The sequence below is a fragment of the Acinetobacter sp. 'aerobic (ED)' genome, from assembly GCF_904886855.1.
Taxonomy (GTDB): domain Bacteria; phylum Pseudomonadota; class Gammaproteobacteria; order Pseudomonadales; family Moraxellaceae; genus Acinetobacter; species Acinetobacter courvalinii.
Window position 1 is genome coordinate 1 of the sequence record NZ_CAJHGI010000002.1, and the last position, 14,796, is coordinate 14,796.

General features: G+C 42.3%; 22 protein-coding genes and 1 pseudogene. 16 read left to right on the plus strand and 7 right to left on the minus strand.

What is annotated here, in order from left to right:
• The 12 genes and pseudogenes from JO943_RS03470 to JO943_RS03525 form a co-directional block, all read left to right on the plus strand.
• A pseudogene (locus tag JO943_RS03470) lies at positions 1 to 318 on the plus strand (hypothetical protein); the annotation flags it as partial.
• A 1-nt stretch (position 319) separates the two neighbouring features.
• Entirely contained in the window at positions 320 to 706 is a 387-nt protein-coding gene (locus JO943_RS03475) for a hypothetical protein (RefSeq protein ID WP_202740002.1), read from the plus strand.
• An 18-nt stretch (positions 707 to 724) separates the two neighbouring features.
• Complete coding sequence (locus tag JO943_RS03480) at positions 725 to 949, plus strand: hypothetical protein (protein ID WP_202740003.1); 225 nt, start codon at positions 725 to 727, stop codon at positions 947 to 949.
• Positions 950 to 1,051: 102 nt separating this feature from the next.
• Positions 1,052 to 1,933, plus strand: a complete 882-nt coding sequence (locus JO943_RS03485) for a hypothetical protein (RefSeq protein ID WP_202740004.1) — start codon at positions 1,052 to 1,054, stop codon at positions 1,931 to 1,933.
• A 3-nt stretch (positions 1,934 to 1,936) separates the two neighbouring features.
• On the plus strand, positions 1,937 to 2,221 hold the full coding sequence (locus tag JO943_RS03490) for a hypothetical protein (RefSeq protein ID WP_202740005.1): 285 nt from the start codon (positions 1,937 to 1,939) through the stop codon (positions 2,219 to 2,221).
• A gap of 200 nt (positions 2,222 to 2,421) precedes the next feature.
• The gene (locus JO943_RS03495) at positions 2,422 to 2,751 is read left to right on the plus strand and encodes a hypothetical protein (RefSeq protein ID WP_202740006.1); all 330 of its coding nucleotides are present in this window, start codon (positions 2,422 to 2,424) and stop codon (positions 2,749 to 2,751) included.
• A gap of 9 nt (positions 2,752 to 2,760) precedes the next feature.
• Positions 2,761 to 3,699, plus strand: a complete 939-nt coding sequence (locus JO943_RS03500; protein WP_202740007.1) for a hypothetical protein — start codon at positions 2,761 to 2,763, stop codon at positions 3,697 to 3,699.
• On the plus strand, positions 3,699 to 3,935 hold the full coding sequence (locus JO943_RS03505) for a hypothetical protein (protein ID WP_202740008.1): 237 nt from the start codon (positions 3,699 to 3,701) through the stop codon (positions 3,933 to 3,935). The genes JO943_RS03500 and JO943_RS03505 overlap by 1 nt, the downstream gene beginning before the upstream one ends.
• Positions 3,932 to 4,591 carry a hypothetical protein gene (locus tag JO943_RS03510; RefSeq protein WP_202740009.1) on the plus strand — a complete coding sequence of 220 codons (660 nt, stop codon included), beginning with the start codon at positions 3,932 to 3,934 and terminating at the stop codon, positions 4,589 to 4,591. The genes JO943_RS03505 and JO943_RS03510 overlap by 4 nt, the downstream gene beginning before the upstream one ends.
• Before the next feature lie 79 nt (positions 4,592 to 4,670).
• Positions 4,671 to 5,105 carry a hypothetical protein gene (locus JO943_RS03515; protein ID WP_202740010.1) on the plus strand — a complete coding sequence of 145 codons (435 nt, stop codon included), beginning with the start codon at positions 4,671 to 4,673 and terminating at the stop codon, positions 5,103 to 5,105.
• Positions 5,102 to 5,368: a hypothetical protein gene (locus tag JO943_RS03520; RefSeq protein WP_202740011.1), complete on the plus strand. Its 267-nt coding sequence runs from the start codon at positions 5,102 to 5,104 to the stop codon at positions 5,366 to 5,368. Before JO943_RS03515 ends, JO943_RS03520 begins: the two co-directional genes overlap by 4 nt.
• Entirely contained in the window at positions 5,355 to 5,645 is a 291-nt protein-coding gene (locus JO943_RS03525; protein WP_202740012.1) for a DNA-binding protein, read from the plus strand. Before JO943_RS03520 ends, JO943_RS03525 begins: the two co-directional genes overlap by 14 nt.
• Here JO943_RS03525 and JO943_RS03530 read toward each other — a convergent pair.
• The 4 genes from JO943_RS03530 to JO943_RS03545 form a co-directional block, all read right to left on the minus strand.
• The gene (locus JO943_RS03530; protein ID WP_202740013.1) at positions 5,642 to 6,661 is read right to left on the minus strand and encodes a tyrosine-type recombinase/integrase; all 1,020 of its coding nucleotides are present in this window, start codon (positions 6,659 to 6,661) and stop codon (positions 5,642 to 5,644) included. The genes JO943_RS03525 and JO943_RS03530 overlap by 4 nt on opposite strands.
• Before the next feature lie 255 nt (positions 6,662 to 6,916).
• Complete coding sequence (gene sixA / locus JO943_RS03535) at positions 6,917 to 7,372, minus strand: phosphohistidine phosphatase SixA (protein ID WP_005229814.1); 456 nt, start codon at positions 7,370 to 7,372, stop codon at positions 6,917 to 6,919.
• Between the two features lie 75 nt (positions 7,373 to 7,447).
• Positions 7,448 to 8,521 carry an NAD(P)H-dependent glycerol-3-phosphate dehydrogenase gene (locus JO943_RS03540; RefSeq protein WP_005229812.1) on the minus strand — a complete coding sequence of 358 codons (1,074 nt, stop codon included), beginning with the start codon at positions 8,519 to 8,521 and terminating at the stop codon, positions 7,448 to 7,450.
• Between the two features lie 48 nt (positions 8,522 to 8,569).
• Positions 8,570 to 9,148 carry a nitroreductase gene (locus tag JO943_RS03545; RefSeq protein WP_199950343.1) on the minus strand — a complete coding sequence of 193 codons (579 nt, stop codon included), beginning with the start codon at positions 9,146 to 9,148 and terminating at the stop codon, positions 8,570 to 8,572.
• A gap of 255 nt (positions 9,149 to 9,403) precedes the next feature.
• On the opposite strand from JO943_RS03545, the gene JO943_RS03550 reads away from it, so the two are divergent.
• A complete protein-coding gene (locus JO943_RS03550) occupies positions 9,404 to 9,787 on the plus strand; it encodes a hypothetical protein (RefSeq protein ID WP_202740014.1) in 384 nt (127 codons plus the stop codon).
• Between the two features lie 48 nt (positions 9,788 to 9,835).
• Here JO943_RS03550 and JO943_RS03555 read toward each other — a convergent pair whose 3' ends face one another.
• A complete protein-coding gene (locus JO943_RS03555; RefSeq protein WP_005285044.1) occupies positions 9,836 to 10,090 on the minus strand; it encodes a hypothetical protein in 255 nt (84 codons plus the stop codon).
• 151 nt (positions 10,091 to 10,241) lie between these two features.
• Positions 10,242 to 11,429: a phosphoglycerate kinase gene (locus JO943_RS03560; protein ID WP_005229804.1), complete on the minus strand. Its 1,188-nt coding sequence runs from the start codon at positions 11,427 to 11,429 to the stop codon at positions 10,242 to 10,244.
• Positions 11,430 to 11,569: 140 nt separating this feature from the next.
• Here JO943_RS03560 and JO943_RS03565 point away from each other — a divergent pair, with 140 nt between their 5' ends.
• Both JO943_RS03565 and JO943_RS03570 read left to right on the plus strand, forming a co-directional pair.
• On the plus strand, positions 11,570 to 11,953 hold the full coding sequence (locus JO943_RS03565; protein ID WP_005229802.1) for a DUF2237 family protein: 384 nt from the start codon (positions 11,570 to 11,572) through the stop codon (positions 11,951 to 11,953).
• Positions 11,953 to 12,546, plus strand: coding sequence for a Maf family protein (locus JO943_RS03570; RefSeq protein WP_202740015.1), 594 nt, complete (start codon positions 11,953 to 11,955; stop codon positions 12,544 to 12,546). Before JO943_RS03565 ends, JO943_RS03570 begins: the two co-directional genes overlap by 1 nt.
• Positions 12,547 to 12,588: 42 nt before the next feature.
• Here the strand turns inward: JO943_RS03570 and JO943_RS03575 are convergent, their stop codons facing one another.
• Positions 12,589 to 14,079 (minus strand): MFS transporter, encoded by a 1,491-nt coding sequence (locus JO943_RS03575; RefSeq protein ID WP_202740016.1) that lies wholly within the window; start codon positions 14,077 to 14,079, stop codon positions 12,589 to 12,591.
• Between the two features lie 126 nt (positions 14,080 to 14,205).
• Here JO943_RS03575 and JO943_RS03580 point away from each other — a divergent pair, with 126 nt between their 5' ends.
• The gene (locus tag JO943_RS03580; protein WP_005229797.1) at positions 14,206 to 14,796 is read left to right on the plus strand and encodes a TetR family transcriptional regulator; all 591 of its coding nucleotides are present in this window, start codon (positions 14,206 to 14,208) and stop codon (positions 14,794 to 14,796) included.

Consider the following 14,796-nt stretch of genomic DNA (forward strand, 5'->3'; position numbering starts at 1 on the left):
TCAGCTACTGGTTATCAAGGTGCAGCGTCAGCTACTGGTGAATATGGTGCAGCGTCAGCTACTGGTAATCGTGGTGCAGCGTCAGCTACTGGTTATCAAGGTGCAGCGTCAGCTACTGGTGAACACTCAGTTGCATGTGGATTAGGCTGGAATAACAAAGCTATGGCTTGTGATACGGGTGCAATCGTTCTGACATATCGAAACATGCAAGATGAAATTATCCACATCCGTGCTTCAAAAGTTGGTGAGAACGGTATTAAAGCTAATACCTGGTATCAGCTTGATGAGAATGGCGAATTCGTTGAAGTAGAGGCTTGATATGAACATAAAAACGAACGTAGTCAAACTGGCTGTAGGTGCGAGCGTTGTAAGCGCGGCAATTGCTGCTTATGCATTCGGCCCAGCGCCAGAAGCTGAACCGGTTAGTATCACTGCTCCATTCAAACTTGAATCAATCAACGTTAAGTCAAATAAAGCCGCTGTAGAGACTCTAAATGAACAATACGTTGTTGAGTTTGAGTATGTGGCTGACTTCTCTACTCACAGCAATAGCGTAGGCGGAAGCTGGAACGAAGTTGAAGTTAAAGAGATTAAAGAACCTCGTATCTATGACGAAGATGGCTTGGTAGAAAACTACTACTTAGACAGCCGGGATGTTCAAGAAATCGTCCAAGTAATCGAACAAGAATTGAGAAAGCCCGCTTAAGGGCTTCGGAGAAGAAGAATGACTACTAAATATGATTGGTCAAATGTTCCAAATAATGTGCTTTGGCTGGCCAAGGATTCACTTGGTTGTGTATGGGGGTATGAAAATAAACCAGTACCAATGTCAAATCATGGCGGGTATTACGACACTATTAATGTTAAGTCCTTCAGGCAATTCCACTTAAGTCTTCCTAATTTGCACTGGAAAGACTCCCTAGAGCAACGCCCGGGAGAACCACAATGACTCCATGGCAAGCGTTTAGCGCATTTATGGTTGTTTGGTTTTTACTGTTTGTCGCTGCTTTGATGGCAATTCTACATTACTTCGGATTAGTGGGAGCTTGAGATGAATAACTACAAAATCAAAGTGAATGATGAGGCTGAGAGTAAAGAGGCTCAGGAGTTGTTATTCCAACTTGGGTATAAGTGGGAATATAAAAACCTAGGTAAAAAGATCTTTAATGAGGAACCTATTGGTTTTTTATATGCAGAGGAAGATGGTTCTATTTTATCTGGAGGACCAGAAAAATTAGATTTTTTCAATTCAGATGAAAACAAAGAACTCACCCTCCCTCAGCTTAGAGACCTTGTTGTACAAAGAAAGTCTAAAGTGCGTGAGTATTTAGATCCAAACGACAACTACAAGTTATGCCTTATCAATCCCTCTGATGCAACACATTGGATGATTGAAGTGCCAAAAGGTGCTGAACTATATGTTTATTGGCCTCTTAATGGCGATCATAACTTTCAATCAGGTCAGAGTTTTTATAAAGACGGCATATGGAATCCATGTTCATTTTCTGTTGAGGAAATCAAGAAAGGTGATGCAGGTGCAGAAATCTTATGGTTCCGCGAGCCAATCCAAGAACAAGGCCTGATTAGTGGGGCTGATGCAAAACTGGCTTGGGCTAAGGGTGATATTGTGCAGTTAAAACCAACACCAAATGTTTACTCTTGGCGCGATATTACAGCCAAAGATACTTTAAGTATTTTTGAAGATGGCGACAATTTATTCCGCCTCAAACCCCGCACCATAAAGCTTGAGCTAGAGATTCCAGCTCCTTTTGAGCCGAAGGATGACGATCGAGTCTGGGTTCTAGATGTTCATAGAGAATGTGGATATGGCCCTTTGTTCTTTAATTCAGCAGAGCCTAAATACACTCAATTCGGAGCATGGCGCACCGAAGAAGAAATCAAGCAAGTTGTTGCAGCGCTGAGGGGGGATTAAGGGATGGATAAAAACTACATTGGAAAAATTTGTATTCGCAGAGGCAATAAGTTTCAAGAGCCTTCAGCATGCTTTATTACTGGCATTAATGGCTTTGGGATGCTTGTTTGTCGAGTCATCAATACAGGTTCGCTGGTAATGACAGAGCCTGACGAAGAAGGCGAATTGATTGACTTTGATTTCAAGAAGCTGGAGTTATTGAGAGCTGAATGGGCTGTAGAGAATGCTAAGAAATCAGTTCAAGTAACTGAGGAAAGATACCAAGAGCTTTTGGAGAAAAACCAATGAACGCTCAAGTCAACTTAGAAAGCCTAATCAAGTCTGAGTCTTATGTTTGCAAGGCTTGCGGATCAACTACTAACAGTCGTTTTCTATCTAAAGGCGGCTACACATGGCATTGCAAATGCGGAGTTAATCAACGTGTTTGGTCTTGCAGTGAATCTTACACAAAAGCTTTAGTCAAAGTTTTAGCGGCTTAGGAGATGACGATGGAAGTTAAAAAGGTTCATTCGCATCATATTCCTGCTGCAAATGGTGTCGATCCTATTGATGTTTTTGTTGCTTGGTATGGTGAACAGGCTTTTCAAATCACTATTCGTTGTTGGGATTGTGCTTGGACAGCCTACCGTGGTAGCTGCGGCAACGATTCAATTGAGGAATATTTTCTATACAACTGGTACGAACGTGAATGCCATGAACACATTATTCAGTTATTCCATACAACCTCAAGACACACTACTCAAAAAGAAGAAAAGTGGTTGTTCAAGATTGTACGGAATGTTTGCCAGCACTTCAAGAAATTAGCTGAACAGGCTTAGGAGAAGGTTATGAATGCGCCAGTACAACATGTAGGACAGAATCCTTTTGCGGTATCAGCTCCTACTACCCAAGCTATGTCGACTGTTCAAGCAGATAGTCAACGTGCAATTGCAGAGGTTCAGGCTGCTTTGGTTATTGCAAAACAGTTTCCACGCAACCCAATTGAAGCTTATGACAAGATTATGAATGCATGCCAGCGTTCAGGCTTGGCTCAATCTGCTGTTTATTCTTATGCCCGTGGTGGAAGCTCAGTAACCGGACCATCAATCCGTTTGGCTGAAATGCTTGCTCAGAATTGGGGGAATATTCAGTACGGTATCCGGGAGCTATCTTCTGAAAACGGTGAATCTACCGTTGAGGCATTTGCTTGGGATGTGGAGACAAATACACGTCAAACCAAAGTGTTCCAAGTGCCACATATGCGTTACACCCGCAATGGATCTAAAAAGCTTTCTGATCCTCGTGATATTTACGAGTTGGTGGCAAACAACGGTGCGCGTCGACTTCGGGCATGTATATTGGGTGTTATTCCAGGTGATGTTATTGATGATGCAGTTGCTCAATGTGAAAGAACAATTCATGCAAGTGCTGATACTTCACCAGAAGCAGTACAGAAACTTGTCCAAGCATTTGAGCAGTTCAGTGTAAGCAAGAAGGACATTGAGGATTATATTCAGCGTCGTCTTGAAGCAATCACCGCTGCCAACATTGTGGCTTTGCGAAAGATTTTCACAAGTCTACGTGATGGCATGAGTACGCCAAAGGATTGGTTTAAAAATGCACTATCTAAAGATGTTGGTGAAGTTGAAGTGCAAAAGCCTACTGTATCAGAACAGGACTTCCCTTCTCTAATTGAGCAGCTCAAAGCGGATGCAATCTCTAAGGACTACGTTTTAGAAGGTTATGCGCTTACTGAAGCTCAGCGTATAGCGGTGGAGGATCAGTAATGACACGCAAATACTTTGATGAGTTTTATTCTGTTGATACCAGTAGTGATTTAGAAAGGTTTAAGGAATATATCGCTACTATTAGGTACAACGGTTTTTCAAGCGTACGACAAGCTAAAAATGGACGCTTTATTTGTGGGCTACATGTTGATTCAAATAAAAGATTGGCTGCATCTTCGGCAACAAAAGAAATGGCTGAGCTTGCTTATATAGCAATTCAGGAGCGCATCAAATGAAGTTATTTAGATGCTCAAGCCTACATAAACTTGTAGGCGACTCTAAAACTAAAGGCTCAGTTCTTAGTGATACAGCTAAGACTGAGATCAGAACAACAGTTAAGGAGGACTTGACCACGTTCAAGTCATTCAAGGGAAACCAGTACACAGCCAAAGGCAATGCACTTGAAGATATTGCGATTGATTTATCTGGAAAGGTTCGCTTTCGTCAACTTCAGAAACACAGTGGCCGAGTCAACAATGATTTGATCACCGGTGAATGTGATGTGCTGGATCTAAACAACAGTTTGATCATCGACACGAAATGCACTTGGGATATCGGCACTCACCCATTCTTTCATGATGAGGCACAAGAGAAGGCGAAAAAGGCTGGCTATGACTGGCAGATGCAGGGCTATATGTGGCTTTACGATTGCCAAGCAGCTGAGGTCGATTTCTGGCTATTCCCTTGCCCAGTTGAGCTTACAAATGATTGGGATGATCGAGAACAATTGATTGATCTTGTTGAGCAGATTGATTTGCGTGAGCGCCTGACAACTGTTCGTTATGAACGTGATGAGTCAATGATTCAAAAGATAAAAGACAAAATTCCACACGCTCAAGAGTACTACTCAAAACTATATCAAGAGCGTATTAAAGCGAAGGTTACCCCATGAAAGAACTCACTTTAGGTTTATCAATTTTGTTGGATTTGGCGGTTGGGCTTTTATTAATTGCTGTGGTGGGAGTTTGGTGATGGAAAATAAATTAGAAATCGAAATTGAAGCACATAACCTAGATTGCAAAATTGATGCAATCAAAGCTAGGTTCTCAGAACAATTTGATGAAGAAGATGTTGAGATGCTTATTCAGCTATCCATGAAATTGGGTGAATTGTATGCTCAGCGAGATTTTAATAAAAAGCTTGAAGGCTGCGTGGTGGTACCGGTTCGCTCTGATAATGAAATCATTGATCAGACGATTGAGTTAATGGACCTCCTTGCAACTTCGACAAATCGCTTTCAACGTGATCCTGATTGCCTGTTTCCTTTTGAGTCGAACAATCCACGTATTAAAGAATGGTGGTATGTGGCTTGCCAGATTCAAGAGCTTTTAACAAATACTGATCCTACAAATTGTGATTTTGATGAATATAAGGCAGATGTAGAAGCAGCAAGGGGCGGAAAATGATTAAATCATATGAAATTCGAACCTTGACTGACTTGTTAAAGGTTCCATCTGACAGATTACATGACTGTATGGCAGAGCTTGCTGATGGGATTATAGCTTTCAAAGCTAATTGTGAAGCATTAGATATTCACAATGGCCTTGATGAAATCACTTGGCATGATGATCAAAAGAAAGACCAACGACATAGCTTCTATAGTGACGATGGTAGAGAACTAAGAATTGATTTGAAAGCGGATGCGGAGGGTGAAGATGGGCGCATTTAAATACACTATCACTGTAGAGGCTGATTCTCCTCCACATATTCTACTCGGACAGAATCTTGGTGGTGCTATTGTCACCAAACTTGAGCAGGAAAAGCAAGTGCTGGTAAGTGCAGCTGAGTTAGCTAAAATTTATAATTGGAGCGTGCCAACTATCAGAGACAAATTGATCACTATTAATCAAGGCACTGGTGGTAAGCACATGTACAACCCAGAACTAGCTCACCAGATGCTAACACAAAAGGAAAGTCCTAAACGTGGTAGAAAGAGAGCTAATTAGCTCTCTTCACCATTAAACATCGCAACCAAATCCTGTGCATTTGGATTATAGTAAGTATTAATTAAGACGCCAATTGTCTTGTGCCCAGTGATTTTAGCCAAAACTTCTACTGGTAACTTCCGATTTCTAACCATTCTTGTAATAGCTTCATGGCGTGTATCATGGAAGTTGATCTGATCTAATCCTGCTGCATCTCTTATTTTTATCCAGGTTCTTTTAAATGTTTTGATATTTACTGGGAGTAAAAGATCGTTTTCAGTGGGTATGAGGGTTAAAAGCCTTTTTGCTTCAGCTGATAAAGGTACATTCCTAGAATCACCATTTTTAGTAATGGGCAAATGTATAAATCCCTCTTTTATGTCTTCTCTTTTCATAGCTAGAATTTCACCCTGCCTCATCGCAGTTTCTAGGGCAAATGAAAATGCCCAACACACATAGTGCTTCACATAAAAAGGTATAGTTGTGTTGTCCCACTTAGCTTGTTTAAGTATTTTAGTTAAATCTTCGTCTGTAATGCGCTGATTTCTGCTTTTCCCCTTTTCAGGCTTTACAACTGATTGCCATACATTACTTTCAATTAAAAATAATTCTTTTTGAGCGTATGTAAAAACAGAAGAAAATATAGAAAATTCGTATAGTGCTGTACTACTTTGCACTTCTTTAACTCGTTTGTTTCTCCATTTGACAATATCGTTTGGCTTAATATCAAAAATAGATTTATCTGCAAGCTCCCCAAGTATCTTATCAATATTGTCGAATTTGTTTCGTATACCATCTTTAGATTTCAGCTTTAAACCTTTTTCTAAGTAATATCGCTCACAAAGACTTCTGAATGGTAAATTTGGTTTAACGCCTTGCTCTTCTAAAGCTTTCCCAGTTTTAAGCTCTAAAAGTTTCATGGCAGCCCATTGTTCACACTCCTTAATTGTGTCTCGTGTGCATGAGTAGCGCTTCTTCTCATATGTCACAGTGATGCGATAAGTTTCACCACGTTTAATGGGTTTAGGTAGCTTCATTCTTGGTGCAGATTTGGTGTAGATAATTTTCAATTCTAACAATAATGCTGAAAAAATAGTAAAAATAGTGGTGTTTTTGATGTAAATATAGGTGACTAGAACTTAATAAACAAACCTCAAAAAAAATATAATTTATTGTTTTTATTATATTTTTAACAAATAAAACGACTAACATGCTGTATTTATAGACACAAAGGCATCCATAAATACAGCATCGGTGTTCAGTACCCTTATCCTAACGCGGATATATAAAAATTATAATGTTGGCGTAAAACGGTTGTTTTGTGTCGATAGTCCATTCGCGATCACAGCTTGATCATAAATACGGGCTTCTGCCAATGCAAATGGATTAAAGTTCTCATGGGTCAACTGTTCAGCAATATGTGCCACCACATTCATATGACAGACCACTGCAATTGACTCATACGGTAATTTTGACAACCATTCAATCGCATCTTTGGCATCATCATCCGGTTTGATTTTATCGCAAATCAATACGGGAATACCGTGAAAATGTGCCTTGATATGGGCCAAAGTTTCCTGGGCACGCAACAAAGGGCTCACCACAAAGATGTCTGGCTGAATTACATCTTTTAAAAACTGCCCGGTTTGCTCAGCCTGCTGATGACCACGCTGGGTTAAGGGGCGTTGCATATCGTTTCCATTAATGGCTGGAGACGCTTCACCGTGACGAACTAAAGTTAACTGCATAAAACGACCTTATTTTTTATAGCGGTATCATAACGCGAATAGATGACAGTTTTTTGATACATCTCATGATTTTGCTTAGACTTCATGATGAGGTAAAACAAACTCTACATCACTACGATGACCATTTTTCATTAACGACAATGCAATATTCATGGGTGGTGCGCCTTCAAAAATCACTTCATATAGCGCATTGGTAATCGGCATATATACATCCAGTTCTTGTGCTTTGGTACGCACCTGAACAATGGTATTAATCCCTTCAGCGGTCTGCCCCAATTCTTTGCTTGCCTGATCCAGTGTTTTACCTGAACCCAGCGCAAAGCCAATCTGATAATTACGGCTTAATGGACTATTACAGGTTGCGAATAAATCACCGACACCCGACAATCCCAAGAATGTTAAAGGATTGGCACCCTGCTTGACCGCAAAACGACTCATCTCAGCCAAGGCACGGGTCAGGATCATACTCTTGGTATTTTCACCAATCTTGTAGGCATCCCCCATCCCCATCGCCACGGCATAGATATTTTTCAATGCACCGCCCAATTCCACACCATGCACATCATCGCTACCAAACACACGGAATAAAGCACTGTGTAAGGCATGCTGAACGGCATAGCGAACCAGTTCAGAATCACTGGCAATCACCGTACCTGATGGCATACCTGCCATGATTTCTTTGGCAAGGTTGGGACCCGATAACACACCGTAGGGTACTTCCGGCAATTCTGTGCGAATAATATCGCTCATGAAACTGAAGGTTTTGGCCTCAATCCCTTTGGTCAATGAAACTACAGCCTGAGAAGTAATAAACGGTGCAATCTGCTTTAACACATCACGAAATGAATGGCTCGGAATCGCCACCAGAATAATGTCACGGTCACGTACTGCAAGCTCCAGATCAGCGACTGCACGCAATCCGGCTTCCAAAGTAAAATCAGGTAAATAGCGTTTATTGACGTGAGTCTGGTTAATTTCTTCTGCGACGGCAGCATCACGAATCCAGATCATGGTATCGCAGCCATTACGCACGGCCAGGTTAGCCATGGCTGTACCAAAACTACCACCACCCAATACTGTAATTCTTAATGCTGTTTTTTGATCTACAGCCACCGGTTCAACTAAATCGCTAAATTTTAACTCTGTCATTTTTTATCCTGAAACCTGTTTTCTTTCTTTCATCATTACAAACCGAGCTTAGTTTGCTTGCCACACCTTGACAAAATCCTGACTGTTTATTTCTGCACGTGGTGCAATCGCCTTTGCCGCAGTGCCAATATAAATAATTCCTGAAATTAAATCTTGCTCTTTTAAACCCAACTGCTGTTTTAACCAGTTTGACTCAACGACGGCACCTGAACGCCACATGCTGGCAAACCCTTGGGCCTGTAAAGATAACAAGAAGTTCTGAATCGCTGCGCCCGTGCTCAGGATCTGTTCAAAGTGCGGTACTTTGGGATGATCCTGAAGCGTCGTTAAAGCCAGAACCAGCAACGGTGCACGGAACGGATGCTGCTTGACCCGATCGAGCTGGGCAGGATCTGTTTCTCCGAGGTCTGCCAAGGCTTTAGCCAGATGCTCACCAAAAGCAGCGCGTTGCTCAGCAGTAACGATGACAAAACGGGTCGGTTTTAAACGATGATGATCTGGGGCAGTCAGCGCAGCTTGCACTGCTTTTTCAAGTTGTTCTGTATTCGGTGCAGGCTCAATGAGTTGCCCAATAGATTGACGTTGATGAATATTTTGATGAATTGTCTCTATATTTGAGTCCGTCATTGAAATGAATCTAACTAACACAAGGATGGCGCTAGATTAGCATAATCTGAATCAATTCCACTATGCCTAATTCCTGCTTGTAAGGATGGGTTATATTGCTTTTTTGTCAATAAATGGAAAACCTCATGATTACTAAGCTCATCATTCATTTGACAAAATTAACAGAGTCTCTGCACAAACTGTACATAACCTGCCAAAGCACCCATAAATTATATGTTCAAATAATATGATTACGTAATCACTTGAGAACAAGCAATGAAAAAAACCTTCATCATGAGTTTACTTGGCGGCCTGGCATTGGGTCTGACGGCATGTGCATCTACACCGACCAATACCTTGGCCATTCAAAAAGAAAATAATCAGTTTGAAGTGACGGGCATTGGTAAAACCAACCTGATCGCCAAAAATAATGCGATTAGCGCTGCTCAAAAAACCTGTACCCGCAATACCGCACCTGTTGTTGTAGATGAAAAAACAGCCTATCAAGGCGTACTCAAAGGTGTGGTGGATGAGCAAACTGGCAAGATGGTTGAAGCCGCCGCAGGTGTGATTGGCACCATTACAGGTAAAAATGCCTCATTAGCTAAAGATGATGATTACCAGACTACCCTCACCTTCTATTGCAAGGCCAACGCCTAAATACAAAAAAGCCGATGTTTCTACATCGGCTTTTATTTTCTGTATGGCTTAGTGAGCTTGGCTCGCAGCAACTTCTGAAGCCGCCCCATGCTCTGCAACATCGCTATTATGTTCATCTAGATTGGGCTTATCAATGGCATCAATTGCAGCTTGTTGTTCTGGAGTGGTCTGTGTCGATTGAGTAGATACAGCAGAAGCTGCCTGATCTTGCTGTTCAGCATTCTTCGATTCATCTTTCTTCGCACATGCAGTCAGCATGATTGGAGCAATGATTAGCGCGGCAAGGGTCAATTTAAATTTCATCACGGCTTTCCACAGTAACTTGATTAACTTGTGACAAGCATATTTCAGATATATGACACTTTAATGACGGCCATGTTATCCAAAAGTAAAAAGAGCCGATTTAAATCGACTCTTTTTTATTTCTTTATTTAATCAAAGCGCTACGTCTTGATTAAGCACGCTCAAGTAGAACCGCAACCGCCGGTAAAGTCTTGCCTTCTACGAACTCAAGGAAAGCACCGCCACCCGTTGAGATATAACCAATTTGGTCAGCAACTTCATATTTATCAATCGCAGCCAATGTGTCACCACCACCTGCAATCGAGAAACCAGCAGATTCAGCAATCGCCAAAGAAAGTGCTTTGGTCCCTTCACCGAATTGATCCACTTCAAATACGCCCACTGGGCCATTCCAAAGAATAGTTTTTGAAGATTTCAGGATTTCTGCAAATGCTTTAGCCGTTTCAGGACCAACATCCAGAATCATATCGGTGTCAGTCACATCTGCAACATTTTTCACAACAGCTTGCGCGCTTGCCAATGAACCCAGGAAGTCCTCAAAGTTGATCTGGCTAGCATCTGCAACCACAACATCCGTTGGCAATGGCACACTGACTTTTGCAGCAATTTGTTTTGCCGTTTCAACCAGATCAGCTTCGTAAAGTGATTTGCCCACGTTATAACCTGCTGCTGCCAGGAAGGTATTGGCAATACCGCCGCCAACAATCAATTGATCGCAGATGGTAGACAATGAATTTAATACATCAAGCTTGGTTGATACTTTAGAACCGGCAACAATCGCCACCATTGGTTTTTCTGGGGTTTGCATGGCACGACCAAGCGCATCTAACTCAGCAGCCAGTAATGGACCTGCTGCTGCAATTGGTGCAAAACGTGCAGCACCTTCTGTTGATGCTTCTGCACGGTGCGCTGTACCAAATGCATCCATTACGAATACATCACAAAGCGCTGCATATTTTTTTGCCAGTTCTTCGTTATTTTTCTTTTCACCGTGGTTGAAACGCACGTTTTCAAGTAATACCACCTGGCCTGCTGCAACGTCCACACCATCTAGATAGTCTGTGAATAATTTAACGTCTTGACCCAAAGCCTTACTTAAATAAGCAGCAACTGGCGCAAGTGATTGTTCTGGTTTTGGCTCACCTTCTACAGGACGACCCAAATGAGAAAATACCATCACTGCCGCGCCTTTCTCTAAAGCAGCTTTAATGGTCGGCAATGCCGCACGTAAACGTGCATCACTGGTAATTTCCCCATTTTTTACAGGAACGTTTAAGTCTTCACGAATAAGGACACGTTTACCTGCTAAATCAAGATCAGTCATGCGCTGAAAATTCATGGATGGCTCTCTAGTTGATTTTAAAAACGGCACAATTTTAAATGATTCTCTGAAATAAAGGTGAGTTTTTTTGCAGAAAAGCTGCCGAAGCCGTCACTTTTGATTATGATAATCAACGTCACTCGATCTTTATTATTATTATGTCTATTCATCCAGATCCTAAAATTAATCGTTTAAATGTGCTTGGCGAACCTTTAGCCAGCTGTTGTTATGATCCCTTAACCGGATATTTCCGTAATGGTTTTTGTCATACCGCGGTCACCGATTCAGGCCAACATACCATGTGCGCGCAAATGACCTCTGAGTTTCTGAATTTTTCGCAAAAGGTCGGCAATGACTTGATCACCCCCTTACCTGAAGTCGGCTTTCCCGGACTTAAACCGGGTGACTTCTGGTGTATCTGTGTCACGCGCTGGGTTGAAGCCTATCAGGCTGGGCATGCACCGCCGATTAAACTGAATGCATGCCACAACGCGGTACTACACTATGTACCGCTCAATATTCTTGTGGAATATGCAGTGTAATGCGTCAATATGAACTGATTCTGGCATCCGGCAGCCAGACCCGTAAAGACCTCATGGATCGTTTAAGGCTGGATTATCGCTGTATCTCTCCTGATATTGATGAATCTGCAACAGGTGAATTACATGCCGATGATTTGGCTAAACGTCTCGCTTTTGAGAAAGCAGCTGTGATTGCTGCACAACATCCAGATGCGATTGTGATTGGTTCCGATCAGGTCGCTTGGCGTGAACATGCACCTTATGATTTCATTGGTAAGCCGCTAAGTGTTGAAAATGCCATTCAGCAATTACAGGCCAACTCGGGTCAAACCGTGTTTTTCAGTACTGCGCTCAGTGTTCAACATGTACAATCTGGCTTTGAAACGACACTGGTCGAACATTACCAAGTCAAATTTCGTCAGCTAACCTTGGCAGAAATTGAGCGCTATATTGAAATTGACCAACCCTTGCATTGTGCCGGCAGTTTTAAATGTGAAAGCCTAGGCATTAGCTTATTTGAGAAAATGGTGGGTGATGATCAAACTACCTTGATGGGCTTGCCGATGATTCAGTTGTGTAAAATTTTACGTCAGTTTGGGGTAAATACGCCTTAAAAAAACACCCTGATCCAAACTACTTTAGATCAGAGTTAATCATTATTCCTCAACAACCTTGACTCGCTTTGGTAAAGCAAACCAGATAAAGATCGACAAGATCAAGAATAATAAGGCTGCCACATTCAACACGGAACGATGCGATTGGCTAAAAGCCTGTTTTGCAGCTGCAATCACATGCTCAGCAATCATGGGTTGTAATTGCTTGGCAGCTTGAACTGCCTCACCAATCGAGCTACTCACCTGTTCAATAATGCTAGACGGCACATCGGCTGGTACCACAATCGAGTTGGCATAGAACCATGACAACATCAGTCCAAAAAAGGCAATGCCTAGACCTGCACCCAATTCATAGGCCATCCCTTCAATTGCCCCTGCTGCCGTGGCTTTGCTTGGCGGCACTGACGACATAATGGCCGAGGTGGATGCCAGTAAAGCAATTTCTACGCTGATTCCCAGCACAACCATCCAGCTCCAGACCTGCATCTTCGCCTGCATAAAGTCTGTATTGGCCAGGCCCCACAAACTGACAGCGCTCATCAACATCCCCAGCGATGCCACTGAACGCAGACCGAAACGGTTGACCAGCATACTGGCAATTGGACCACCCAGACTGATCGCCACCATAAACGGTAAAATGAATGCACCCGCAGCCAATGGTGAAAGCTGGTAAACAAATTGTAGTTCCTGTGAAATCAGCAATTCAAAACCGACCAGCGCCATCATGGAGACAATTGCCATCACTACACCCGTTGCAATCACCGGATGTTTAAACAATTGAATATCGATCATTGGCGAAGTTGAGATGAGCTGTTTACGGATAAAGCCCACCAGCAAACTAAAGCCCACCGCAAATATCAACACCGACCAGATGCTAAAACCATGCATCACGGTTTTAACGGCATAGATCATACTCAGGATTGCAACCACCAGCACAATCGCCTGTAACAGATTAAGGTTCTGTTTTGGTTGCCCTGCCTGTTTGGGAATCACGAAGACCGTTAAAGCCAATACAGCCAGCATAATCGGCACATTAATCAGGAACACTGCGCCCCAATGAAAATGCTCCAATAAGAAACCACCGAGTAACGGACCAAAGGCAGCACCACCCCCGCCGACCGTTGCCCAGATGCCAAGCGCAAAGTTACGTTGCTTTTCATCCAGAAAAGTATTACGAACTGCAGATAAAGTGGCAGGCAGAATCATGGCTGCACCCACGGCCAGTAAAGCCCGCGAACCAATCAAGGCATAAGCAGTCGAAGAAAATGCAGCTGCCAATGAGGCCAGACCAAATAAAATGCCGCCAATAATCATCAGGCGTTTAAAGCCAATTCGGTCACCCAATGCACCCATGGGTAAAATCAGACCAGCCATGACCAGAGAATAGATATCAATAATCCACAGCAACTCATTTGCTGTTAAAGAAAGTGACTCACTCAACGTTGGTGTCGCCACGTGTAAAACGGTTGCATCAATCGATACCGGGAGATAAATCAATACAACGATTGCAAGAATCAACCACTTGCGTGACATAAATGCCTCTAAATTGGACAATTGTTCAAATTGATGTCATTATAACCAAAATTGAACACTTGTCCAACTTTTAAATTTGGAGTAGTGTGTTCCCGATTTATATCTTGGTAGAGGTGCGAATAAAGAATGGCTTATTTAAATCGCGAACAACGTCGTGAAATGATTCTACAGGCAGCCATGCAGGTCGCCTTAAACGAAGGTTTTTCTGCGATGACCGTACGCCGTATTGCCACCGAAGCCCAAACATCGACAGGACAAGTTCATCATCATTTTGCCTCCAGCTCGCATTTAAAAGCAGAAGCATTTATCAAACTGATGCAACAACTGGACGAAATTGAAAATCAGGTCAGCACAGCCAACGCCTTACAACGTCTTTCCCTCCTGCTGGGTTGCGAAAATATTGAACAGATTCAGCCTTATTTAAGACTCTGGAATGAAGCTGAAGTGCTGATTGACCAAGATGAAGAAATTAAACGGGCCTACAATATCGCCATGCAAGATTGGCATCTTTCCATTGTCAATATGATCAATGAAGGTCAGGCACAGGGAGAGTTTCATTTTGAGAGCAATAGCCATGACATTGCATGGCGGTTAATTGCATTTGTATGTGGTTTGGAAGGAATTTACAAACTTGGGCTGAATGGTTTAAATGAAATCGACTTTAAACGTCATACCGAAGCCATGATTCAGGCAGAATTGTTTAAAAAACTAAAATGA